At 68.3% G+C, this 21,147-nt stretch carries 21 protein-coding genes; 7 read left to right on the forward strand and 14 right to left on the reverse strand.

The window, feature by feature from the left end; translation table 11 throughout:
• Positions 1–25: 25 nt before the first annotated feature.
• The 8 genes from ABMQ42_RS02915 to ABMQ42_RS02950 form a co-directional block, all read right to left on the reverse strand.
• Complete coding sequence (locus ABMQ42_RS02915) at positions 26–1,483, reverse strand: MFS transporter (RefSeq protein WP_349721264.1); 1,458 nt, start codon at positions 1,481–1,483, stop codon at positions 26–28.
• A 37-nt stretch (positions 1,484–1,520) separates the two neighbouring features.
• The gene (locus ABMQ42_RS02920) at positions 1,521–2,771 is read right to left on the reverse strand and encodes a kynureninase (RefSeq protein WP_349721265.1); all 1,251 of its coding nucleotides are present in this window, start codon (positions 2,769–2,771) and stop codon (positions 1,521–1,523) included.
• Positions 2,761–3,741, reverse strand: coding sequence for an amidohydrolase family protein (locus tag ABMQ42_RS02925; RefSeq protein ID WP_349721267.1), 981 nt, complete (start codon positions 3,739–3,741; stop codon positions 2,761–2,763). The genes ABMQ42_RS02920 and ABMQ42_RS02925 overlap by 11 nt, the downstream gene beginning before the upstream one ends.
• The gene (gene kynA / locus ABMQ42_RS02930; RefSeq protein WP_349721268.1) at positions 3,738–4,598 is read right to left on the reverse strand and encodes a tryptophan 2,3-dioxygenase; all 861 of its coding nucleotides are present in this window, start codon (positions 4,596–4,598) and stop codon (positions 3,738–3,740) included. Before kynA ends, ABMQ42_RS02925 begins: the two co-directional genes overlap by 4 nt.
• 208 nt (positions 4,599–4,806) lie before the next feature.
• The gene (locus ABMQ42_RS02935) at positions 4,807–5,205 is read right to left on the reverse strand and encodes a type II toxin-antitoxin system VapC family toxin (protein ID WP_349721269.1); all 399 of its coding nucleotides are present in this window, start codon (positions 5,203–5,205) and stop codon (positions 4,807–4,809) included.
• Positions 5,202–5,429: a FitA-like ribbon-helix-helix domain-containing protein gene (locus tag ABMQ42_RS02940; protein ID WP_349721270.1), complete on the reverse strand. Its 228-nt coding sequence runs from the start codon at positions 5,427–5,429 to the stop codon at positions 5,202–5,204. Before ABMQ42_RS02940 ends, ABMQ42_RS02935 begins: the two co-directional genes overlap by 4 nt.
• A gap of 55 nt (positions 5,430–5,484) precedes the next feature.
• Positions 5,485–6,036: a carboxymuconolactone decarboxylase family protein gene (locus ABMQ42_RS02945; protein WP_349721271.1), complete on the reverse strand. Its 552-nt coding sequence runs from the start codon at positions 6,034–6,036 to the stop codon at positions 5,485–5,487.
• A 31-nt stretch (positions 6,037–6,067) separates the two neighbouring features.
• Entirely contained in the window at positions 6,068–7,450 is a 1,383-nt protein-coding gene (locus ABMQ42_RS02950) for an MFS transporter (protein ID WP_349721272.1), read from the reverse strand.
• Between the two features lie 232 nt (positions 7,451–7,682).
• Between ABMQ42_RS02950 and ABMQ42_RS02955 the strand changes: the two genes are divergently transcribed.
• From ABMQ42_RS02955 to ABMQ42_RS02970, 4 genes are all read left to right on the forward strand, one after another.
• Positions 7,683–8,567, forward strand: a complete 885-nt coding sequence (locus ABMQ42_RS02955) for a VOC family protein (protein WP_349721273.1) — start codon at positions 7,683–7,685, stop codon at positions 8,565–8,567.
• Between the two features lie 37 nt (positions 8,568–8,604).
• Positions 8,605–9,537, forward strand: coding sequence for a fumarylacetoacetate hydrolase family protein (locus ABMQ42_RS02960; protein WP_349721274.1), 933 nt, complete (start codon positions 8,605–8,607; stop codon positions 9,535–9,537).
• The gene (locus ABMQ42_RS02965) at positions 9,537–11,048 is read left to right on the forward strand and encodes a bifunctional 3-(3-hydroxy-phenyl)propionate/3-hydroxycinnamic acid hydroxylase (RefSeq protein WP_349721275.1); all 1,512 of its coding nucleotides are present in this window, start codon (positions 9,537–9,539) and stop codon (positions 11,046–11,048) included. Before ABMQ42_RS02960 ends, ABMQ42_RS02965 begins: the two co-directional genes overlap by 1 nt.
• A gap of 77 nt (positions 11,049–11,125) precedes the next feature.
• A complete protein-coding gene (locus ABMQ42_RS02970; RefSeq protein WP_349721277.1) occupies positions 11,126–11,908 on the forward strand; it encodes an IclR family transcriptional regulator in 783 nt (260 codons plus the stop codon).
• A gap of 34 nt (positions 11,909–11,942) precedes the next feature.
• Here the strand turns inward: ABMQ42_RS02970 and ABMQ42_RS02975 are convergent, their stop codons facing one another.
• Both ABMQ42_RS02975 and ABMQ42_RS02980 read right to left on the reverse strand, forming a co-directional pair.
• A complete protein-coding gene (locus ABMQ42_RS02975; protein WP_349721278.1) occupies positions 11,943–12,194 on the reverse strand; it encodes a glutaredoxin domain-containing protein in 252 nt (83 codons plus the stop codon).
• A 17-nt stretch (positions 12,195–12,211) separates the two neighbouring features.
• The gene (locus tag ABMQ42_RS02980; RefSeq protein WP_349721279.1) at positions 12,212–12,979 is read right to left on the reverse strand and encodes a TetR/AcrR family transcriptional regulator C-terminal domain-containing protein; all 768 of its coding nucleotides are present in this window, start codon (positions 12,977–12,979) and stop codon (positions 12,212–12,214) included.
• Positions 12,980–13,043: 64 nt separating this feature from the next.
• Between ABMQ42_RS02980 and ABMQ42_RS02985 the strand changes: the two genes are divergently transcribed.
• On the forward strand, positions 13,044–13,985 hold the full coding sequence (locus ABMQ42_RS02985) for a zinc-binding alcohol dehydrogenase family protein (RefSeq protein WP_349721281.1): 942 nt from the start codon (positions 13,044–13,046) through the stop codon (positions 13,983–13,985).
• 138 nt (positions 13,986–14,123) lie between these two features.
• Positions 14,124–15,266: a glycosyltransferase gene (locus tag ABMQ42_RS02990; RefSeq protein WP_349721282.1), complete on the forward strand. Its 1,143-nt coding sequence runs from the start codon at positions 14,124–14,126 to the stop codon at positions 15,264–15,266.
• Between the two features lie 70 nt (positions 15,267–15,336).
• On the opposite strand, the gene ABMQ42_RS18170 is transcribed toward ABMQ42_RS02990, so the two are convergent.
• The 4 genes from ABMQ42_RS18170 to ABMQ42_RS03005 form a co-directional block, all read right to left on the reverse strand.
• Positions 15,337–16,257, reverse strand: a complete 921-nt coding sequence (locus ABMQ42_RS18170) for a phosphotransferase (protein WP_502884581.1) — start codon at positions 16,255–16,257, stop codon at positions 15,337–15,339.
• The gene (locus ABMQ42_RS02995) at positions 16,248–17,207 is read right to left on the reverse strand and encodes a sulfotransferase domain-containing protein (RefSeq protein ID WP_349721283.1); all 960 of its coding nucleotides are present in this window, start codon (positions 17,205–17,207) and stop codon (positions 16,248–16,250) included. The genes ABMQ42_RS18170 and ABMQ42_RS02995 overlap by 10 nt, the downstream gene beginning before the upstream one ends.
• A gap of 97 nt (positions 17,208–17,304) precedes the next feature.
• Complete coding sequence (locus ABMQ42_RS03000) at positions 17,305–18,285, reverse strand: glycosyltransferase family 2 protein (protein WP_349721284.1); 981 nt, start codon at positions 18,283–18,285, stop codon at positions 17,305–17,307.
• Between the two features lie 31 nt (positions 18,286–18,316).
• The gene (locus ABMQ42_RS03005) at positions 18,317–19,327 is read right to left on the reverse strand and encodes a glycosyltransferase (protein WP_349721286.1); all 1,011 of its coding nucleotides are present in this window, start codon (positions 19,325–19,327) and stop codon (positions 18,317–18,319) included.
• Positions 19,328–19,536: 209 nt separating this feature from the next.
• Between ABMQ42_RS03005 and ABMQ42_RS03010 the strand changes: the two genes are divergently transcribed.
• Positions 19,537–21,087: a right-handed parallel beta-helix repeat-containing protein gene (locus tag ABMQ42_RS03010; RefSeq protein ID WP_349721288.1), complete on the forward strand. Its 1,551-nt coding sequence runs from the start codon at positions 19,537–19,539 to the stop codon at positions 21,085–21,087.
• Positions 21,088–21,147: the final 60 nt, after the last annotated feature.

Raw genomic sequence — 21,147 nt, forward strand, 5'->3', positions numbered from 1 at the left:
CTCAGTCTAGGCGTGGGATCCGGTGTCAGCGCCGGTGCGACCCGGAGTCGATGTCGTCGCGGCGCAGCCGGTACCGTCCGAGCGCGATCAGGCTCAGCAAGATGAGCACGGCGGGCACGAGGCTGAAGCTCGCGACGATGCCGGTGACCGCGGCATCCGGCTGCGTCACCGACACATCGTTCGTCGACGAGATGTATCCGGTGATCGCCAGGATGATCGACAGCACCGTCGCGCCGAGCGCCATGCCGATGGTCTCGCCGGCGGTCCAGACGCCGCTGAAGGTTCCGGCGCGGCCGGGACCGTTCGTGCGCTCGTCGTGCGAGATGACGTCGGGCAGCATCGCCATGGGCAGCGACTGCATGCCCGCGTAGGCGATGCCGGCGACGGCGACCGGTGCGTAGGCCCACGCACCGGGCGCGAACTGCAGGCCGAACAGCGAGAGCGCCGCGAGGGCGAAGACGACACTGGCGATCGCGAAGGTGCGCTCCTTGCCGAGGCGATTCGCGATCGCGCCCCAGGCCGGCGCGGCGAGGAACGCCGGTGCGATGAGCGCCGCGAACAGCAGCTCGACTGCCGCTTCGGAGTGCAGCACCCAGGTCGCGACGTACTGCGCGCCGGCGAGCATGAGCCCGGTCGCCAGCGCCTGCAGCAGGTACGTCGACAGCAGTGTGCGGAACGGGGCGCTGCGCCGCAGGGTTCCGATGCCCTCCGCGTAGTGCGTGCGGATGCTGAGCCGGCCCCTCGTCTCGTCGCTGCGCTCCTCGCTCGGGGAGAGGGGATCGTCGTCGCCGCGCTCCTCGCCGGGCGACCGGGGCGCCGCGTGCTTCGCGACCGTCGTGGCGACCAGCATCCCGCCCGCCAGAACGATCCCGGCGACCACGCCCATCAGCAGATATCCCGTGACGGGGTCGCCGGTGACGCGGCGCAGGGCGGGTCCGCCGGCGCCGAACAGCAGGATCGCGAGTGTCAGCACCACGACCCGCCAGGTGAGCAGCCGGGTGCGCTCGTCGTAGCCCGGGGTGAGCTCGGCGGGCAGGGCGATGTACGGCACCTGGAACAGGCTGAAGGATGTCGCGGTCAGCAGGAACGCGACGAGCACCCAGATCGCGCCGAACACCGGGCCGAGCGCCGGCGGCGTCGCGAACGTGAGGGCGAAGAAGATCCAGATCGTGCAGGCGCCGATGAGCATCAGGCGGCGGCGCGTGCCGTGCCGGGCCCGGTCGCGGTCGCTGAGGGCGCCGACGATCGGGTCGATGATGACGTCCCACACCTTCGCCGCTGTGATGACGATGCCGGCCACGAGGGCGGCCACGCCGAGCGAGTCGGTCAGGTAGTAGGTCAGCACGAGGCCGGGCAGGGTCGCGAACCCGCCCGTGCCGATCGAGCCGATGGCGTAACGGGTGATCACATGCGGACGCAGCCGGGGAGCGCGCTCGGGCGCGCTCGTTTCGGGTGCAGCGGCGTCGGGAGCGTCGTTGCTCATGCCGTCAGTGTATGTCGGGTTCTCGGGCCCCTGAGCGTCAGAGGGTCTCGAGCGCCGCGCCCACGGCCGCCATCCCCTCGACGACCTCGGCGAACGACGTCGACAGCGGCGAGAGCCCGATGCGCAGTCCGCCCGGGTCGCGGTAGTCGGGGATCACGTCGCGCTCCCACAGCCGTGCCGTGACCTCGCGCATCGCGGGGTGCGTCAGCGTGACGTGGCCGCCGCGGGCCGCGGCATCCCGCGGCGATGCCACCGCCACAGAAGGCAGCAGCGTGTCGGCGAGACGCACGGCGAACGAGGTCAGGGCCACCGACTTCGCACGCACCGCGTCGATGCCGACCTCGTCGAGCAGCGGCAGCATGTCGCGCAGCGCGAGCATGCCGGTGATCGAGGGCGTGCCCGACAGGAAGCGGCGCATTCCCGCGGCCGGGGCGTACGCCGGGCCCATCGCGAACACGTCGGCGGCGCCCATCCAGCCCTGGATCGGCTGGGCCAGCACGTCCTGCCACCGCGTCGCGACGTACGCGAACGCGGGCGAGCCCGGCCCGCCGTTGAGGTACTTGTACGTGCAACCCACGGCGAGGTCGAAGTCCCATGCGTCGGCGCGCACGGGCACCGAGCCTGCGGAGTGGCAGAGGTCCCACACGATGAGCGCCCCGGCGTCGTGCACGAGCGCGGTCAGCGCCGCGGCATCCGCCATATGCCCCGATCGGTATGCGACGTGGCTGAGCAGCACCACGGCGGTCTGCGGCCCGAGCACCGGCGCGAGGAGCTCAGCGGTCACCCCGCCGTCGAGCGGCGCCTCGATCCATCGCACGCGACCGCCGCGCTCGGCGGCGATGCCTTCGACCAAGAACCGGTCGGTGGGGAAGTTGTCGCGGTCGACCACGATCTCCACTCGTGCCGGGTCGGCCGCGCGCGCATGGTCGAACGCCGCGCGCAGCAGCTTGTACAGCAGCACGGTCGTCGAGTCGCCGATGATCGTCTGCCCCGGCGCCGCACCCAGCGCGACGCGCCCGAGCAGGTCGCCGAGGGCGAACGGCGCATCCATCCAGCGCTCGTCCCACCCGCGGATGAGCCGTCCGCCCCACTCGTCGCGCACGAACGCGCCGACCGCGTCCGCCGTGGCGCGCAGCGGGCGGCCCAGCGAGTTGCCGTCGAAGTAGACGAGGGACGTCTCGGCTCCGACGAACAGCGCGCGTCGATCGCGCAGCGGGTCGGCGTCGTCGAGGGCGGATGCCTCGGCCCGGGCCTGTGCCCAGCCGCGGTCGAGCGACTCAGGGCTCATGCGGCGTCAGCTCCTCGGCCGGCACGACGGTCGCCGCGCCCAGCCACTCCGGGATCGCCGCCTCGTCGGCAGGCGGCGGGCCCGCCACGAACGTGGCGACCGCCGTCTCGGGATGCGGCAGCGGCCACGGGTCGGTCAGCGCCGCGATGAGCGCGGGGCCGGCGACCCCGGCCTCGTGCAGTGCATGCAGCTCTTCGACGAGCAGGCCCGCGCCGCGCGGCCCGTTGCCCAGGTCCGTGCCGTAGAGCACCGCACCGCCGGCCGCGGCGAAGCGGCCGAGGTTCTCGGCGGCGATCGACGGGTCCTCGTTGATGGTGATCGTCGAGATCCAGCGCTGCCCTGCCTCGACCGCCCGGGCGATCAGCTCGTCGTCGACCCGCTCGGTGAACGGCACGTGCGCGATGGTGTCGGCCCCGGCATCCACCGCCAGCGCCGTCATCCCGTCGCCCTCCACATGCGCGACCACCGGCAGCGCGCGCGCGTGCGCCGCCGCGATGACCGCGTCGAGTGTGCCGCGGTCGAAGACGGGCCCGGCCGCGGAGTTCAGCGCGACCTTGATGACGCTGGCTCCGGCATCCGCCATCTCGTCCACGCTGGTGCGGGCGCCGCCCGGCACTCCCGGATCGGCCGACGGCGAGGTCACCATGTGCACGATCTGCGCCGGTGCCCACGGCTGGAACGTCGGGTAGCCGCCCGGCACCGTCAGAAACGCGCCGGCATATGCCACCTGCGGAATACCCCGTTTCGGGCGGCGCGCGAAGTACGCGGGGTCGCCGCCGAGATCGAGCGCGGCGGCGATGCCGCGTGCGGGCAGCGCGTGCTCGTTGACCAGGTGCAGGTGCAGGTGGTGGTCCATGAAGGCGGGGAGGGCGATGCCCTCCTGACCGGTCAGGGCCCGGCGGCAGGTGCGGGCCCGCGGGCCGAGGAGCGCGGCGAGGCGCTCCGGATCGACGTGCGGCATGGTGGTCATCCCCCGATCTCGGTGCGCACTGCGTACAGCTCGGGGAAGAACGTCAGGTCGAGCGCGCGCTTGAGGAAGCTCACGCCGCTGGACCCGCCGGTGCCCCGCTTGTATCCGATGATGCGCTCCACGGTCTTCAGATGCCGGAAGCGCCACAGCTGGAAATTGTCCTCGAGGTCGACGAGCTCCTCGCACGTCTCGTACTCGGCCCAGTGCGCGTCGGTGTCGGCGTAGATCGCGGCGAACACGGGGACCAGCTCGGGCGTGAACTCCCACGCCTTCGTCACGTCGCGCGCGAGCACGTCCGCCGGCACCGGGTGCCCGGCGCGGGCGAGCAGCCGCAGGAACTCGTCGTAGAGACTCGGCGCCTCGAGCGCGGCCTGCACCAGCGCGAGGTTCTCGGGATCGGACTCGAACACCCGCAGCATCCCGGCGTGCTTGTTGCCCAGCGTGAACTCGACGGCGCGGTACTGCGCCGACTGGAACCCGCTGGCGTTGCCCAGGATGCCGCGGAACTGCGCGTACTCGGTGGGGGTGAGCGTCGCCAGCACCGACCATTGGTCGGTGGTCGTCTTCTGGATGTGCTTGACCCGCGCGATGCACTTCAGCGCGTGGCCGAGCTCGTCGGCGCGCAGGTGCGCGCACGCCGCACCCAGCTCGTGCAGGATCAGCTTCAGCCACAGCTCGGTGGTCTGGTGCTGGATGATGAACAGCAGCTCGTCATGGTGCTCGGGAGAGCTGAGGGGATGCTGCGCGTCCAGCAGCGTGCCCAGCTGCAGGTATCCGCTGTAGGTCATCCGGTCTTCGAAGTCCGTGATGACCGTGTCTTCGATGGTCCTCGTGTTGCGTTCGACGCCTTCGTCCACGTCGTCCAGCCTAGGTCGCCCCGGGTCTCTGAGCGAGCGCAGGCCCGTTAGCGACGCCGACCGATACCCTCTCAAAACCTCATACGTCTGTGAGAGTGTCAGAGGCGCATCTGCCGCACCGAGCGCGCCTGCCGCGATCGCAACCGCCGCGCCCGGCGCACCGATCGTGCCAGGCATGAGCGCAACCGTCGCGCCCGGCGCGTCACATTCACGCAGTCACGACGACGACGCGGCAGTCCACTCCCGATGCGCGGGCGATGCGTGTGTCGGCGGTGACGAGCGTCGCCCCCAGCACCTCGGCGAGCGCGACATACGCGGCGTCATACGCCGAGAGGTTGTGGCGCAACTGCCAGGCGCGGGGAAGCAGTGGGGTGGGATCGTGCAGGTCGACGTCGGCGGCCGCAAGGTCGGCGAGGGCAAGGGCGCCGCGGTCGGCGCTCAGATGGTGGCCGAGGGACAGACCGCGCAGTGCCGACGCGACCTCCACGCCGAGGATCGCCGGTGCGTGGATGGACACATCGGGGTCGGCGATCTGCGCTGACACCTGTGCCGCGCCGGGACGTCCCAGGAGCCACTCGACCGCAGCAGAGGCGTCGAGGACGATCATCGAGCCGCGCGCACAGACTCGACGAGCTCGGCCGATCCGGGCCCGTCGATCACAGGCTCGCGCGATGCCACGAGGTCGAGAAGCTCGCGGCGCGTCGGCCGCTGCAGAGAGCGCTCGAGTTCGGCGAGGGCGAGGTCGGAAAGCGAGACGCCCTCCATCGCCGCTCGCGCCTTGAGGCGCCGGTGCACGTCCTCGGGCACATTGCGGATCTGGATCATCGTCATGTGCTCAGTATAGTTGCATGCTCTGCACATGCAGCGAGCGGGAGGGCGCTCCCGCTCACACGCCGGCGGGCACACGGAACACCCGCAGCTGCAGCGCGAGCGTCGCGTAGTAGCCGACCAGCGTGGTCAGCTCGAAGACGACCGGGCGGTCCAGCGCCGAGACGGCTGCCGCCCACGCCGCATCGTCGAGGTCGCCGTCGAGCAGCGCGATGACGGTGTGCGCGACGACCCGCTCCGCGCCGGTGAAGGCCGAGGGGTTCTCGACGCGCAGCGCGTCGAGCTCGCGCTCGTCGAGCCCGGCGGCGCGCCCGACGGCCTCGTGCGAGGCGCGCTCGAAGTCGCTGCGCCACCGGGCGGCCACCAGCAGGATCGCCACCTCGCGCTGCCGGTCGGTCAGCGCGGTGCGATAGCGCACGGCCGCGCCCAGCTGCTGCAGCGCGTCGCCGACCGGCGGCGAGAGCAGGAACGCCGCGAACGGCCCGTTCAGCGCGCCGTCGGCCGCGGTGAGGGGGAAGTGCTGGGGCCCGGTGCCGCGGTCGCCGCCCGTGATCGCGTCGTACACGGCGCGCTGCGCGTCGGTCATCGCGTCGGGCGTCAGCCGCGGCATCCGGGTCTCCATCAGCGGTGTCCGCTCGCCGTCAGCGCCGGCCGTAGAGGATGCGCTCGTTCTGCGCGGCCTCATTGTCGTGACCGAGGGGAATGCCCGTCCGGTCGCGGATGAGCAGGGATGCCGTCAGCGACAGCAGCACGGTGATGGCGAGGTATCCCGTCACGGCCCACGTCGTCCCGGTCGCCTGCACGAGGCCCTCGGCGATCGTCGGGGCGAACGCTCCGCCGAGGATCGCGCCGATCGCGTACGCGATCGAGACGCCCGAGAAGCGCACCGAGGCGGGGAACGTCTCGGCGAACAGCGCCGACAGTGGCCCGTACGTGAGGCCGAGGCCGACGGTCAGCAGTGCGAGGCCGAGGAAGAGCAGCCCGACGTTGCCCGTGTTCACGAGCGGGAAGGCGACGGCGACGGCGACGGCGGCGAGCAGCAGGATCCACCCGATGATGAACCGTCGCCGCCGTCCGATCTTGTCGGAGAGGAAGCCGCCCAGCAGGGTGAACAGCAGCCAGGTGACGGCCGAGGCGGTGACGGCCCAGAGCACCTCGCCGACCGGCAGACCCAGCGGTCCGTCGGGGTTCGTCGCATAGCGCTGGATGAATCCGCCGGTGGTCATGTAGCCGACGGACTGGTTGGCCACGAGCACGAACGCCGCCACGATCACGACGATCGCGTGCCGGCGGAACAGCTGGGCGATCGGGGCCTTGGCCTCTTCCTTGCGCTCGGCGAGCTCGGTGAACACCGGGCTCTCTTCGACGCGGCGGCGCACCCAGTAGCCGAGCACCACGAGGAAGATCGACAGCAGGAACGGGATGCGCCAGCCCCACGTCATGAAGGCGTCGCCCGGGGCGATCCACGTCATGATCGCCAGCACGCCCGACGAGAGCAGCAGACCCAGCGGCACGCCGATCTGGGGCGCCGCGCCGAACGCGCCGCGGCGCGACTTCGGCGCGTGCTCGACGGCCAGCAGCGCCGCGCCGCCCCATTCGCCGCCCGCGGATACGCCCTGCAGGATGCGCAGCGTGATGAGCAGGATCGGTGAGGCCATGCCGATCGCCGCGTAGGTGGGCAGCAGACCGATGAGCGCGGTGGCGGCGCCCATCAGCACCAGCGTCACCATCAGGACGACCCGGCGCCCGTACTTGTCGCCGAAGTGCCCCGCGAGGAACGCGCCGAGCGGGCGGAAGAGGAAGCTGATCCCCACCGTGAGGAAGGCGAGCGTGGCGGCGAACTCCTTGCCGGCGGGCGCGAAGACGAGGTCGGTGAAGACGAGCCCCGCGGTCGCCGCGTACAGGAAGTAGTCGTACCACTCCACGGTCGTTCCGACGATGGTGGCGAACACGACGCGGCGCCGGTCGGCCGGCTGGGAGATCGTGCCGGTGGGCGTGAGCCCGGCCAGCTGGTGGTCCGTCATGGTGACTCCTTTGTCTCGGTGCGCCCCGTAAGGTTCTCTCGCAATGTTCTATCTAGCAGAACACGCATCAGGTAACGGAACGCATAGCCAGAAACAATATGCCGTCAGCCAGAACACCGCAAGAGTTTGTTCCTGAGAATTTCGGGCTTGCGCGGCATCCCACATCGTATTAGTGTGCAGAACACGATCTGCTAAGCAGAACACACACTGACGTGAAGAACGGAGACACACCATGTCGTGGGGCGTCATCTCTGAAATGGGTCCGGTTGCGATCCGCACCTCGGACTTCGCGCAGTCCGTCCAGGACGCGCAGCAGATCCTCGGTCTGCGTGAGACGCACCGCGACGGCGGCGTCTCGTACCTCGCCGCCGCAGACGTGCATCATGAGCTCAGCTACATCGAGTCCGACATCGACGGCGTCGAGTCGCTCGGGCTGATCGCTGGGAACGGCGATGCGCTCAAGGAGATCCGCAAGCGGGTCGAGCACGAGGGCTTCCGCATCGTGAGCGAGAAGCCGGCGCGCGACGGCGTCGAGGACGGCTTCACCTTCGTCGGCCCCGAGGGCTTCGCCTTCGAGATCTCGATCGGCCTGGGCCGCGAGAAGGCGCCGGCGAAGGGCTTCGGGCCGCAGCGGTACGGGCACTTCAACTTCCACCCGCAGGATCACCACGGGATGGTCGACTTCCTGCAGCGGGTGCTGGACTTCCGCGTGTCCGACGTCATCGGCACCGGGGGCTCTGCCGGCTACTTCCTGCGGTGCAACACCGAGCATCACGGCATCGCGGTGCTCAAGGGTCGCGGCACGCTGCACCACCACGCGTGGCAGGTGCAGGACGTCACCGACCTCACCAAGATCGGCGACCGCATGCACGCCCTCGGCCGCGAGCTGTTGTGGGGGCCGGTGCGCCACGGCGCCGGCAACAACATCGCCTGCTACTACCTCGAGCACTCGGGCAACGTCGTCGAGCTGTACGCCGACATGGAGCAGATCTACAACGACGACCGCGAGCCCGTCGTCTGGGAGGACGGCGAGGTCTGGTGGAACCAGTGGAACTCGTACGTTCCCGACGGCTTCCGCTCACACGGCCTCGCACCCACCGACCTCGCCCGGCGCTGACCCGGCGCGACAAGAACGCATCGACAAGGAGAGACCCATGAAATTCGTGCGATTCGACCAGAATGGCACCGTGAAGCTCGGCGTCGTCGACGGCGACCAGTACCGCGTCGTCGACGGACAGGACGACCTGCTGCCCCTGATCCAGGCCGGCGAGCAGGAACTGCGCGCGGCGGGCGAGAAGGCGCTGAACGGCGGGGAGGCGGTGGATGCCGCATCCGTCCGCCATCTCTCGCCGCTGGCGACCCCGCCCACGTTCCGTGACTTCTACGCGTTCGAGCAGCACGTCAAGGCCGGCCGCAAGTGGCGGGGGCTGGAGATGGACCCGCTCTGGTACCAGATCCCGGTGTTCTACTTCTCGAACCCCTACGCGTTCCGCGGCGAGGGCGACGTGCCCGCCACCCCCGGCGCCTCGAACTTCGACTTCGAACTCGAGGTCGCCGCCATCGTCGGCAAGGGCGGGCGCAACCTCACCGCCGAAGAGGGCGAGGACGCCGTGATCGGCTACGCGATCCTCAACGACTGGAGCGGTCGCGACATCCAGCACGAGGAGATGAAGCTGTCGATGGGCCCGGTCAAGGGCAAAGACACCTCGACCTCGCTCGGCCCCTGGTTCGTCACGAAGGACGAGCTCGAGCCCTACCGCACGGCCACCGGTTTCGACCGCACGCTGACCCTGTCGGTCAACGGCCGCGAGTACTCGCGCGCGAACTGGAAGGACGTCTACTTCTCGTTCGGCGAGATGGTCTCGTACGCGAGCCGCGGCACCGAGGTGCGCCCGGGCGACGTCATCGGATCGGGCACGTGCGGCACGGGGTGCATCCTCGAGCTGAGCCGCACGCACTCGTCCGAGGAGTACCCGTGGCTCAAGCCCGGTGACGAGGTCGTCGTCGAGATCGAGGGCCTGGGCACCCAGCGCTCGACGATCGTCGCGGCCGACGAGCCTCTGCCCTTCCGGCGGCAGGACGCCTGATGAGCACCCGGTACGACGTCGCGATCGTCGGGTACGGCCCGGTCGGGCAGGCCCTGGCGACCCTGCTCGGGCGCCGCGGCCGCTCGGTCGTCGTGTTCGACAAGCAGCCGGGGCTGTATCCGCTGCCGCGCGCGTGCCACATCGACCACGAGGGCATGCGCATCCTGCAGGCGATGGGCATCGCCGATGAGGTCGCCGCGGCCATCGTGCCGGCGCGCGAGTACCTGATGCTGCGCAGCGACCTCAGCGTCATCTCCGACCTGCCGCGCGTGTGGGAGACCCCGAGCGGCTGGGAGCCGTCGTACCACTTCTATCAGCCCGATGTGGAGGGCCTCTTCGACGCCGCGGCCAAGGCGACGCCGGGCGTCGCGGTGCGGCAGGCCACGGCCGTGCACACCGTGCGCGAGGAGTCCGACGGCGTCGTGCTCACCGTCGGCGACGACGGCGAGGAAGTGCGGGCCCGGTATGTCATCGGCGCCGACGGGGCCAACAGCCTCGTGCGCACGCAGGCCGGCATCGGCCGCGAGGACCTCGGCTTCGAGGCGACCTGGGTGGTCGTCGACGTCGAGATCGCCGAGGGCGCGCCCGCGCTGAACGTGCCCGACACCGGGCAGGTGCTCGACCCCGCGCAGCCGCGGCACATGGCCTGGCTGGGCGGCCGGCACTACCGCTGGGAGTTCATGATCGTCGACGGCGCCGACCCCGCCGAGGCGTCGCTGCCGGAGAACGTCTGGCCCAAGCTGTCGCAGTGGGTGGACCCCGCGACCTCGACGCTGCTGCGCTCGACCGCCTACACCTTCGGGTCGCTGGTGGCCGAGACCTTCCGCGCGGGCCGGGTGCTGCTGGCCGGAGACGCGGCCCACCTCATGCCGCCGTTCATGGGGCAGGGCATGGTGAGCGGACTGCGGGATGCCGCGAGCCTGGCCTGGATCCTCGATCTGGTGCTCACCGGCCGGGCCGACGAGGGCTTCCTCGACGCGTACACCGAGACACGGCGCCCCCATGTGCTCGCCTACATCGCCGAGTCGGTGCGGGTCGGGCAGATGGTGTGCGAGACCGACCCCGAGCGGGCCAGGGTGCGCGACGCCGAGCTCGAGGCGCAGACGCAGAGCCCGCCGCCGTTCCAGCCGCTCGCGGGCTCGCTCTACCTGCGTGGACCACTCGCCGGCACGATCGCGGTGCAGCCGCGCGTGGGCGGCAGGCTGCTCGACGACGTGCTCGGCCCGGCGTTCACGGTGCTCACCGTCGACGGCGCCGACCTCGCCGGGCTCGACGCCGCCGGGCAGGGCGCCATCGACGCCCTGGGCCTGGTGACGGCGGTGCTCGCCGAGGGCGAGGGCGCCGGCATCCTCACCCCCGACGACGATCGGTTCGCGAGCTGGCTGTCGGCCGCCGACGCGACCTGGGCGCTGGTGCGCCCCGACGGGTACGTGTATGCGGCGGGACGCGGCGCCGACGCCCTCGGCGAGGCGCTCGCTGCGCTGCGGCGCACGGTCGCGGTCGCGGCGTGACCGCCGTCGGTGACGCGCCCGTCGGTGACGCGCCCGTCGCTAGGATGGGAGCCCGCACGAAACGGGGGCGTCCGCATATGGCAGAAGGCGCGTACGAGTACGCCATCGACTCGGTCGACAACGCCGTGCACGCCCTGCTCATGCTGCGTCAGCGCTCCGCGCTGCGCGTCACCGATGTGGCCGCCGAGCTCGGCGTCGCGCGGTCGACGGCGCATCGCATCGTCTCGACGCTCGTGCAGTCGGGCATGCTGCGGCGCAACGACGCCGACCGGTCGTACGGGCCGGGGCCGGCTCTCGTCGAGCTGGGCATGGCCGTCATCGGCGTCGGCGATCTGCGCGCCGAGATCGGACCGGTGCTCGCCCAGCTCGCCGGCGAGACGCGCGAGACCACGCATCTGCTCGTGCGCGATCGCGACGAGGTCGTGTTCGCGGCGGTCGCCGAGGGCACCTATGTCATCCGCGCCGCGTCACGGGTGGGCAGTCGGCTGCCCGCGCACGTCACGTCGGCGGGAAAGGTCATGCTCGCGGCCATGCCGCACGACGACCTGCTCGCGCTGTATCCCGGCGACTTCGACTGGCGTGCGGGCGGCACCGACGCGGCGCTGCACAGTCGCAAGCAGCTCATGAAGGAGCTCGAGGTCGTCGCCGCGCAGGGCTGGGCGGTCAACCGCTCGGAGAGCGAAGAGGGGCTGATCGCGGTGAGCGCGCCGGTGCGCGACCCGCGCGGCGCCGTCATCGGAGCCGTCAGCATCTCGGGCCCGGCCGAGCGCATGGCTCCGCGCGTCGCCGAGACGGCGACGACGCTCAAGGCCGCGATCGCGCGCTTCGAGAAGGGGCTGGGCGCGACCGAGGGGCGATGAGCGGGCGGAGCGAGTCGAAACGCCCCGACCGGCGTCAGATCAGCGACAGCTCGCGCAGCTTGGCCTCGACGTCGGCGTTCGACGGCTCGACCTGATGCGACGAGTCGGGATACACGACCACGGGGATGTTCTTGCGGCCCGAGATCTCTTCGGCGACGTCCGCGGCGGACGGGTCGGCGACGAGGTCGATGTACTCGTACTCGATGCCGAGCTCGTCGAGCTGCTTCTTGGTACGGCGGCAGTCGCGGCACCACTCGGCGCCGAACATCTTGATGGAGGAAGTCATGCCTCCATTCTCCCAGGTCACAGCAGGGGAGACGCTGAGCGCAGAGACGCGATCCCGTCGAGCACGATGGCCAGCTGTGCGGCGAAGCGCTCGTCGGCCGATCCGCCGTAGCCGTACCGGCCGGATGCGGCGACGCGGGGGTGCGACGCGGCGTCCACCGCGGCATCCCGCTTCTCGAGATCGTAGGTTCCGGCGGGGGCCTGCGCGCGCTCCTGCTCTTCGATGCAGCTGCCGACGGTGAACGAGGTCAGGAGCGCGACGGCGTCGGTCGTCGCCTCGACGGTGAAGCCCTGGGTCTCCATCCAGGCGAGTCCGGCTTCCTGCCCGCGCAGCATCGACGCGTCGGTGAGAGCCGTGCCGCTGAACGCGCGGGCGCCGTCGCGGTGGGCGAGCAGTCCGCGGCGGGTGGCCTGCGCGTACTGCTCGAGGGCGTCGCGCCAGCCGTCGACGGAGGGGGTGGATGCCGCGGCCGCCCGGCCCGCGTCGGCAGCGTCCTTATCCCCAGGAGCGTCGCCGGTCGCGGTGTCCGCGCCGCCCGCATCGGCAGAGGTCACGGTCGCAGCCGCGCCCCCCAGCACCGGCACCGCGCGCCCGATCTCGGTCCACACGCGTGTGCCCATTTCGTCGAGCAGCGCCTTCTTGTCGCGCACGTGCCAATAGAGCGCCGGCGCCTTCACGTCGAGGCGCTCGGCGACGGCACGCACGGTCAGGCCGTCCATCCCGACGTCGTCGAGCACGGCCAGTGCGGCGTCGACGATCGCGTCGCGGGTGATGCCTTTCGCCATGCTTGACAGCTTAACGGTGTTAAGGGATGATGGCGACATCATTTAACAACGTTAAGGAGACATCATGAAGGCCGCGATCATCGACGCTGCGGGAGCGGCGCCGCACTACGACGACTTCGCCGAACCCGAGCCCGCTGAGGGCGAGCAGATCATGCGGGTCGTCGGCGCCGGCATCCATCCCGTCGTCCGGGGGATGGCGAGCGGGCGCCACTACGGCAGCGAGGGGACCTACCCGCTCGTGCCGGGCGTCGACGGCGTCGCGATCGGCGATGACGGCGTCGCACGGTACACGGGGTTCATCCGTGCGCCGTGGGGCACGATGGCCGAGCGTGTTGCGGCGCAGTTCGGGGTCCCGCTGCCCGAGGGCGCCGACCCGGTCGCCGTGGCCGGCGGTATGAACCCCGGCATGAGCTCGTGGCTGCCGCTGACCGCGCGCACCCGTGAGGTCGACGCCCTGGGGACCGTGCTCATCGTCGGCGCCACGGGCATGGCCGGCCGCATCGCCGTGCAGAACGCGCTCGCGCTCGGTGCGGACCGTGTCGTCGGCGTCGGGCGCGACCCCGAGCGGCTCGCCGAGGTCAGTGCGCTCGGGGGAGTGCCGGTCGCGCTCGCCGACGGGTCCGACGCGATCGCGCGCGCCCTCGACGGCACAGAGCCCAGCATCGTCCTCGACTTCGCGTGGGGCGAGCCCGCCGAGCTGGTCTGGCAGGCGCTCTCGCGCCGCGGGCTGCACGACGACACCGCAGACATCGCCTACGTGCAGATCGGCACGATGGCGGGCCCCACGGCCGCGCTGCCCGGCGCGCTGCTGCGCAGCCGCAACATCGTCGTGCGCGGTGCGGGGGCGGGCTCGACGCCGGTCGCGGAGATCATGCAGCAGCTGCCCGGCTTCATGCAGCGCGTCGCCGACGGCGAGGTCGTGGTGCCGGTGCGGGCGTTCGGCCTCGCGCAGGTGGCCGACGCGTGGGCGTACCGGGGCCCGGAGCGCGCGGTGGTGGTGCCGTAGGCGCAGCGCCCGCCGGGCGCGCTCGCTCAACGAACCTCACGCGCCTCCTATGCACTCGCCCACACCCCGGACTTCGTCCAGGTCGGCGTGCGACGATGGAACAACCGCGCGAGCCGCGGCCATCGAACCGGAAGACCCATGCAGCTGTCGATCATCGTCCCGACCTTCAACGAGGCGCCCAATGTGGCGGAGCTCGTGCGTCGGATCTCCGATGCGGTGCGCGGGATCGAGACCGAGATCATCTTCGTCGACGACAGCGTGGATGCCACGCCCGCCGTGATCGCGGAGGTCGCGGCATCCAGCGCTCTTCCTGTCCGGTTGATCCACCGCGATACGCCCACCGGGGGGCTGGGCGGCGCGGTCGTCGAGGGCATGAAGGCCGCGGCGTCGGACGTGTGCCTGGTCATGGACGGCGATCTGCAGCATCCCCCCGAAGACATCCCGGCGCTGTTCGGACGTTTCGGCGTCGGCGATGCCGATGTCGTCGTGGCGTCGCGGTATGTGGGCAGCGGGTCGGCGCACGGGCTGGCTGATCGCACGCGGGTATGGGTGTCGAAGCTGTCGACACTGCTGACGCGGGCGATGTTCCCGATCCGGCTGCGCGGGGTGTCCGACCCGATGACGGGGTTCTTCCTGGTCGATCGCACGGTCATCGACCTCGAGGGGCTGAAGCCGCGCGGGTTCAAGATCCTGCTCGAGATCTTGGCGCGCAAGAGCCTGCGGGTCGTGGAGATCCCGTTCGACTTCGCCGACCGGTATGCGGGGGAGTCGAAGGCGTCGGTGCGGCAGGGTATGAACTTCCTGGTGCAGCTGACCGGGCTGCGGTTCGGCAAGATGTCGCTGTTCGCGCTGATCGGTGCGTTCGGTGCGGTGGCGAACCTGGTGATCATGTGGGCGCTGATCCAGCTCGGGATGAACTACGTCCCCGCGGCGATCATCGGTGCCGAGGTGACGATCATCGGCAACTTCCTGCTGCAGGAGCGGTTCGTCTTCCAAGACATGCGGTCGGATGCCGCGGGTGTCTGGTCGCGGTTCGTCAAGTCGTTCGCGTTCAACAACGTCGAGGCCGTGGTGCGCATCCCGGTGATCGCGCTGATGGTGAACACGTGGCACATCTCGAGCGTGATCGCCGCGGGCCTGACGCTGATCGTGGCGTTCGTGGTGCGGTTCATGTTCCACTCGCTCGTCGTCTACGCGCCGCGCAAGGCCGGCGCCCGCTCGCGCGTGCGCGAGGTCGTCGAGGAGATCGACGCCCAGGCCGCGACGCCGGGCGAGCTGTAGACGCACTCAGGGACCTGAGGCGGGGCGCAGTGCGGCCCTGGCGGAGCGGACACAGTGGGGCCGAGGTTGGTCAGCTGACGGGGACATCGTCCAGGATTTCCATGAGTCTGGTCTGGTCTCGGCTCGCCGATGGCTGTTCTGAAACTCTTCGTTCGAGACGCTGACGAAGCCAGGCCCGGGTCTCAGGAATGGTGGGACGTGGCCGCTCGCCACCGAACGTTGCGAAGGCCGTGACATCCCCATAGAGATCATCCAGTCCGGGCGGCGCATAACCGGCGTCTTCCCAATCAATGACTCGGACGACACCGGACAGCTGCGTCCGGGTATTCCATGGTGAGAAGTCACCGTGTGCCGGTGTCCAGTGTGCGGGCACTCCGTCCGGCCGAGGGAGACGTACGGAGAGGATCTCGGAGATCTCCGTCGCGACGCGTGAGCGCGTGGCCCGCTTTCGAACGGCCCCGAGAGGATAGTTCGGCACTGAAGTGCTGAGCATCCAAGATCGTGAACCAGCCTGGCCGGCTCCAATGGGCCGCACGACTTGAAACGTCCGAGGCTTCGCTGCATGGACGAGGTTGAGCACTTCAAACTCGCTGCGGATGCGAGTCCAATCGGGGTCTACGCGCGCAAACGCGATCGCGATTCCGCGGCGAAAGAGAAGTGCCGACCAGCCGTGCCGCTCACTTTGGGGCCGCGTGTATAAGGCGGCGGCATCGATGTCTCCGATCAACGGCTCCCACTCGTTGCTGAGCTCGCGCCAGAGCGATTCATCGATGACATCGGTCCATGGGGCACGATCCCCTGGTATGACTGCAGGGCCAAACACTCGCACGGCGGCATATAGTGCGCGTTGAGCCCACACCTTGGACGTCTTGCAGGGAGAATGCATCGACAGGCCTGCCGAAGCGGAACGTCGATCGGCGCAGGGAACCCAGATGTGCCCGGTAGCGGGAAACCGTACGCTCCGGGTATCGACGTGGTTCGTCACGGCCATGGGAGGGAGCGCCCTACCATGGCCTCGAGCTCGTGTCGGTCCGCCGCGAACTCCCTTCTCAGTCGCGATTCGAGCTCGGGCGAGAGAGGCTCTCCAATAGCCGCGTTCATACGTGCGTCAGCGGCAACGCTCTCTACGTCGAGTCCCAGGAACTCCGCCGTTTGCGCAATCATGGCGGGCTGATTCGCGTAATACTCCTCGCTTGTGATGACGAGAATGTTCGACATCCCGAAGAGGTCCGCCCAACGACGCAGAGACTTAGCGTAGAGACTCTGCGAAAAGTACGACTGCTGCTCATGCGCGTAGCTGTAGTAGCGCGGGTCGTTGGCCAGTTTCTCTTCTTCGCCCTTCAGCCGTTCCGGTTCCGCAGCGAGCGCGTCCTCGAAGGAGAGTGGCTCAGCGTTGCTCCGCCGACGTTCCTTCCAATGGGAGTACGTGCGCTGTACGGGATCACGCAGGAGCAGGACGATCTTCGCGTCGGGCATCGCCTCATGGGCGCGTTGCGCGGCTAGCGGGTGGAAGAGATAGTACGGCGAGGCTTCGCCCACCAACACCGGCATGCCAAGTCGTCGTGCAGCGCGGTCACGTGCACCGCGTGTGGGCATGTAAGACCTGTACCACCGCAGACCTCGGTGGTAGTTGGAATCGAAGAAGTGAACGCCCTTGGTCTCGTTCGCTTTCGGCAGGTGCTTCGCAGACGGAAACATCGGGACGATCTGCGGCACCTTCAACAGATCGTAATAAAAGGATGTGGTCCCACCGCGCTTCGTGCCGATCAAGAGGAAGTCCGGAAGCGGTCGCCAAGCCGCAGTGAGTGATCCGATGAGTCGGAAAGCCTCGCTGCCTGTCCGAAGTACGAGGTCTTTGACTCGGCCAGTCTCTCCTGCGGTCCGTGTCGATGGCGGATGAGTTGATGGAGTCGTTCTACCAGGTGTTGGTTTGGATCTCATTCAGATACCCCCAAGATCTGCGGAATGTTGACGACGGTACGGCTGGGGGCCGTGGCCTTCACGGCTGATCTTCATCGAACGATGGTGACTTGTCTCGTTACTCGGAGTCTGAGTGCGCCTCTGCTGCTCTGCGCAGACCATACTCGTTGTGCACGTGGCCGAAAACGCCCGCGACCATGCCTCGTCCGCGCGCGGCGCGCCGTTCACCATGGCCGCGGCGGGACAGCGAGCCCGTCACGCGTCCCCAGACTATGAGCAGCCCGCCGCTCGCGATTCTAGCGACACCGTGCGCCATCATCCGCGCACGTGCTCGTACGCGTGCCATCGGAGAATCGGCGAGCACGACATTGACTCTGGTCTTCGTATTGCCCAATCGGTATGTACGTCGGAGAACCCACTCGCGCGTCAGCCGTGCGGGGTCTTCCTGTTCCATGACCAACGCGTGTTCGGCCCAGACGATTCTCGCGCCCCGTGCGCTGAATTGTCGGGTGAAGAGACTGTCGCTTCCGCCGGTCAACCCGAACCGCTCATCGAAGGTGAGTCCGTGAGCGCGGACGGTTCGAAGGTCGAGGAGTAGGTTGTTCGTCGCGGCTTCATTGATCAGCTGCCCGTCGGCGCGCTTCGGACGAATGAAGGCTCCACTGACCCGCAGCCACTTGTCCACCCCGTCCGGGAACGGTGTGACGACTTTGCCCGCGACGGCATCCGCGCCGGACTCCATGAAACGCGCGATGAGTGCTTCGAGCCATCCCTGGGCAGGAATCTCGTCGTCGTCGATGAAGATGATGACATCCTGGTCGACCGAGTCGCGCAGAGAGCGGTTGCGCACCGCGGCGATCCCCGGAGCCGGTTCGATGACGTAGGAGACCGCGTGTGCCTCGCAGATCGACGATGCCGATCCCCTCGGATCGTTGTCGATCACCTGCACCGACACCTGGGCATCTGTGCGGTCGCCATTGATCGCGGCGACCTGACGTAAGACCTCGGTGAGAACGCGCTCCAAGAGGACTGGACGTTTGTAGGTCGGAATCGCGATCCGTGCTCTGACGAGATCGCTGGGCAACTGTGGTGGGGTCATCCATCGGCTCCGAGTTGATGCTGGTGGTGTGTCATGGTGTGGTCTCGTCGTGACCGAGCGCCGCCGAGAAGGCGTGCCAGTGACGGGTGCCGGCATCCTTCCAGTCGCGATCGTGGAACGCCACCTTCGCACCCGCGGGCACAGCTTTCGCAGCGCGCAGTGCGGAACCTAGATGCTCTGGCAGGAGCGGTCCGTCGAACAGTGTGACCCAGGTGGCGCCGACCTCAGCCTGGAGGGTCTCCGCCGCGGGGACCCTGGGCAGTAGGACATGGCGATCGAGGGAGAGCGCGGCCAGCGCCGCCCCCGAGTTCGTCATGTGGTGATAAGGGAGGGCGACGAGTTCCGCCTCAGTGAGTGCGTTCACCAGATCTTCGTCGGTCACGTAGGCGAATGTGACTGAAGTCCTGGGGGTCTTAGCAACACCTTCCTCGATGTTGCTTCGCAGCTTCTCGGTGCGGGGCATGCCGACGATGCTGAGACTGACCGTCTCGTCGTCCTCGCTGAGTGATCGGAATGCGCGGACAAGATCTTCGACGCCTTTGTACGGCCGGATGAGCCCGGCAAATCCGATACGTCCGGGGATGAGTTCGGCGCGGGGGAACTTCGCGTACCAGTCGCGGTAGTCGCCGTGTGGAATGACGTATGTGTCGCTATCGCTGCTGTGAGCATCGTTGAGGAGGATGCGGATACGGGTGCGACGCATGAGCGCGTGGTCGAACCACCCGGCTGCCCGAGACTTCTCGTGGGGTGTCACGTTATGCATCGTGCGGACAACGGGAGTTCTCCGCACGATGAGACGAAGCAGCAGCAGGGCGGCAGCGAGCCGTTTGGCGAGGCGGGTCAGCGGGTTTCTACCCGCCAGGAGTGCGTCCGGCCAATGCGCATGGAAGACGTCGTAGGGGCCCACCAGCGCCCTTCGCCAACTGAAGAACGCAACCTCGAGGCGGGGCTCGGCCTTCAACGCCGTCGCCAGTTGCGTGATGTACGGATTTGTCGTAGATCTTGGCTCAGCGAATGACTCGAGCACTCGGATGGTCGCCATCTCACCCCCAGTAGTGGCAGCCTCAACCTTGCCAAGGCTAGCCAACTTGTCCCCATTGCGACCCGAGTTTGACTGGCGCGAGCGTAGCGAGGCGAAGCTGGGCGAGGAACACCCGACAGGGCTCGCCAAGGTTACGCGCCGGAGCATACCGTGAGAGTCTAATGAGAAGGTAAGCGACACGCATGGTCTTCCAAGAATCAGGGTTTACTATGAGTATGCCCCAGTGCGGTGATGCGGTGGTCATATATGCCCTCGCGTTGCCGTTTTTTATTGCTCTTGGACTCGTTGCTTTGATTTTTAAATTCAGTACTTTTGGTGGAACCCGTGTGCGTCTCGTTGTTGGCGCACTTGCATTGATCGGAGTTGTGGTTGCGACCGTCGGTCTCGTACAGACGACGACCGCGAGCGCGGCCACCGTGACCGGCCCAGCGACTTTGTTGAACGTCGCCCCAGGCAAGACGATTGTGAAGACTCTGGACAACAAAGCCCGCGCGGACGGGACAGCTGCAGTCACATACAAGCTGCCGGCGGTGCCTAAGTCGGGTACCGGAGTGTACGCAAGTCTCCGCGTGCGGTCGGCGAATGGTGCGGCGTACGCGTTGCAGACTCGTGTGTACCCGACGGGCAAAGTGCAGGTGACAGTCAAGCGGGTTTCCAACGCCGGCAAGACCGCCACGGCGTTGACCGGCACGCGGGCGCTGACCTCGTCGGTCAAAGCCGGCACACCCATTGCCCTCACGCTCAAGGTTGGAGGATCAACGAAGGTGGCCCTCACCGGGACCGTGAAGGTGGGTTCGTCAGCGAGTCAGAAGATTTCTGTCACGGATTCCTCGACTCTCCGAATCCGGGCGAAAGGGAAAGCCGACTTCGCTCTTTACACGAGCAGTTCAAACCCCTCCACGGCGGTGTCACTCGAGTCTTCGAGTACATCCGGCTCCACCAGCGCGTCCAGTAACGGGACTTCGTCGGTTGCTCCCGGCAATCAGATCTCGGGTTCGAGCGCGGGCGTTCCGGCAGGCACAGTGTTGACCAGGCACGAAGGCGACATCGTCATCACCAAGCCCAACACAGTGATCAGTGGGCTTGAGGTGCATGGCACCATCACTGTCAAAGCATCAGGCGCCGTCATCAAGAACAGCAAGATCGTCGGAGGCAAGACTCCGTCTCACATTGGACTGATCAATAACGTCGCCACGGGTTCCTCGTTCAGCGTGATCGACTCCGAACTGGTCGCAGCCTATCCCGACTCCTGGTGGAACGGGATCTATGGCAGCAACTTTGTTGTGGACGGCGTCAACGTGCACGGCGTCGTGGACGCGGTTCGTGTTATTGGCTCGAATGTGACCGTCCGGAATTCCTGGTTGCATGGAAATCTGCACTACGAGGCAGATCCGCTCCGCAACGGGACCCCGTCGCACGATGACTCCATCCAGATTCAGGCAGGCTCGAACATTGTCATCAACGGCAATCGCCTTGAGGATGCGCACAACGCTGCGGTGCAGATCACGCAGGACACGTCGAAGACCGCCCTTGGGAGCATCCAAATCACCAACAACTTCCTGCAGGGCGGGGGATGCACGGTGAACATCGCTCGTACCCCGACTGCTGTGCACCCCGCCGTCTCAGGGAATACTTTCGGCCCAGAGCGTGTCTTCTCAGGGTGTGCGGTGATCGCTCCGGTCGCGAACAAGCCTGGTCTCAGCGGAAACACTTGGAGTGCGACCCAGCAATCGATGGCAACGTACACGGTTCTCGAATGACACCACTTGGTTCGTGAGAATCGAGGGTCGATTCTCCGGCATACTGCTGTCAGCGCGGAA

The sequence above is a fragment of the Microbacterium sp. KR10-403 genome, from assembly GCF_040196215.1.
GTDB lineage: Bacteria > Actinomycetota > Actinomycetes > Actinomycetales > Microbacteriaceae > Microbacterium.

Excerpts from the sequence above, each read along its gene's own strand:
- ABMQ42_RS02995 (WP_349721283.1), bottom strand. The coding sequence starts at position 17,207 with ATGAGATCCAAACCAACACCTGGTAGAACGACTCCATCAACTCATCCG.
- ABMQ42_RS02970 (WP_349721277.1), top strand. The coding sequence starts at position 11,126 with ATGGCAGAAGGCGCGTACGAGTACGCCATCGACTCGGTCGACAACGCC.
- ABMQ42_RS02960 (WP_349721274.1), top strand. The coding sequence starts at position 8,605 with ATGAAATTCGTGCGATTCGACCAGAATGGCACCGTGAAGCTCGGCGTC.
- ABMQ42_RS02965 (WP_349721275.1), top strand. The coding sequence starts at position 9,537 with ATGAGCACCCGGTACGACGTCGCGATCGTCGGGTACGGCCCGGTCGGG.
- ABMQ42_RS02980 (WP_349721279.1), bottom strand. The coding sequence starts at position 12,979 with ATGGCGAAAGGCATCACCCGCGACGCGATCGTCGACGCCGCACTGGCC.
- ABMQ42_RS02935 (WP_349721269.1), bottom strand. The coding sequence starts at position 5,205 with ATGATCGTCCTCGACGCCTCTGCTGCGGTCGAGTGGCTCCTGGGACGT.
- ABMQ42_RS03010 (WP_349721288.1), top strand. The coding sequence starts at position 19,537 with ATGAGTATGCCCCAGTGCGGTGATGCGGTGGTCATATATGCCCTCGCG.
- ABMQ42_RS02920 (WP_349721265.1), bottom strand. The coding sequence starts at position 2,771 with ATGAGCCCTGAGTCGCTCGACCGCGGCTGGGCACAGGCCCGGGCCGAG.
- ABMQ42_RS03005 (WP_349721286.1), bottom strand. The coding sequence starts at position 19,327 with ATGGCGACCATCCGAGTGCTCGAGTCATTCGCTGAGCCAAGATCTACG.
- ABMQ42_RS02990 (WP_349721282.1), top strand. The coding sequence starts at position 14,124 with ATGCAGCTGTCGATCATCGTCCCGACCTTCAACGAGGCGCCCAATGTG.
- ABMQ42_RS02985 (WP_349721281.1), top strand. The coding sequence starts at position 13,044 with ATGAAGGCCGCGATCATCGACGCTGCGGGAGCGGCGCCGCACTACGAC.
- ABMQ42_RS02950 (WP_349721272.1), bottom strand. The coding sequence starts at position 7,450 with ATGACGGACCACCAGCTGGCCGGGCTCACGCCCACCGGCACGATCTCC.
- ABMQ42_RS18170 (WP_502884581.1), bottom strand. The coding sequence starts at position 16,257 with ATGGCCGTGACGAACCACGTCGATACCCGGAGCGTACGGTTTCCCGCT.
- ABMQ42_RS02940 (WP_349721270.1), bottom strand. The coding sequence starts at position 5,429 with ATGACGATGATCCAGATCCGCAATGTGCCCGAGGACGTGCACCGGCGC.
- ABMQ42_RS03000 (WP_349721284.1), bottom strand. The coding sequence starts at position 18,285 with ATGACCCCACCACAGTTGCCCAGCGATCTCGTCAGAGCACGGATCGCG.
- ABMQ42_RS02915 (WP_349721264.1), bottom strand. The coding sequence starts at position 1,483 with ATGAGCAACGACGCTCCCGACGCCGCTGCACCCGAAACGAGCGCGCCC.
- ABMQ42_RS02925 (WP_349721267.1), bottom strand. The coding sequence starts at position 3,741 with ATGACCACCATGCCGCACGTCGATCCGGAGCGCCTCGCCGCGCTCCTC.
- ABMQ42_RS02955 (WP_349721273.1), top strand. The coding sequence starts at position 7,683 with ATGTCGTGGGGCGTCATCTCTGAAATGGGTCCGGTTGCGATCCGCACC.
- ABMQ42_RS02945 (WP_349721271.1), bottom strand. The coding sequence starts at position 6,036 with ATGCCGCGGCTGACGCCCGACGCGATGACCGACGCGCAGCGCGCCGTG.
- ABMQ42_RS02975 (WP_349721278.1), bottom strand. The coding sequence starts at position 12,194 with ATGACTTCCTCCATCAAGATGTTCGGCGCCGAGTGGTGCCGCGACTGC.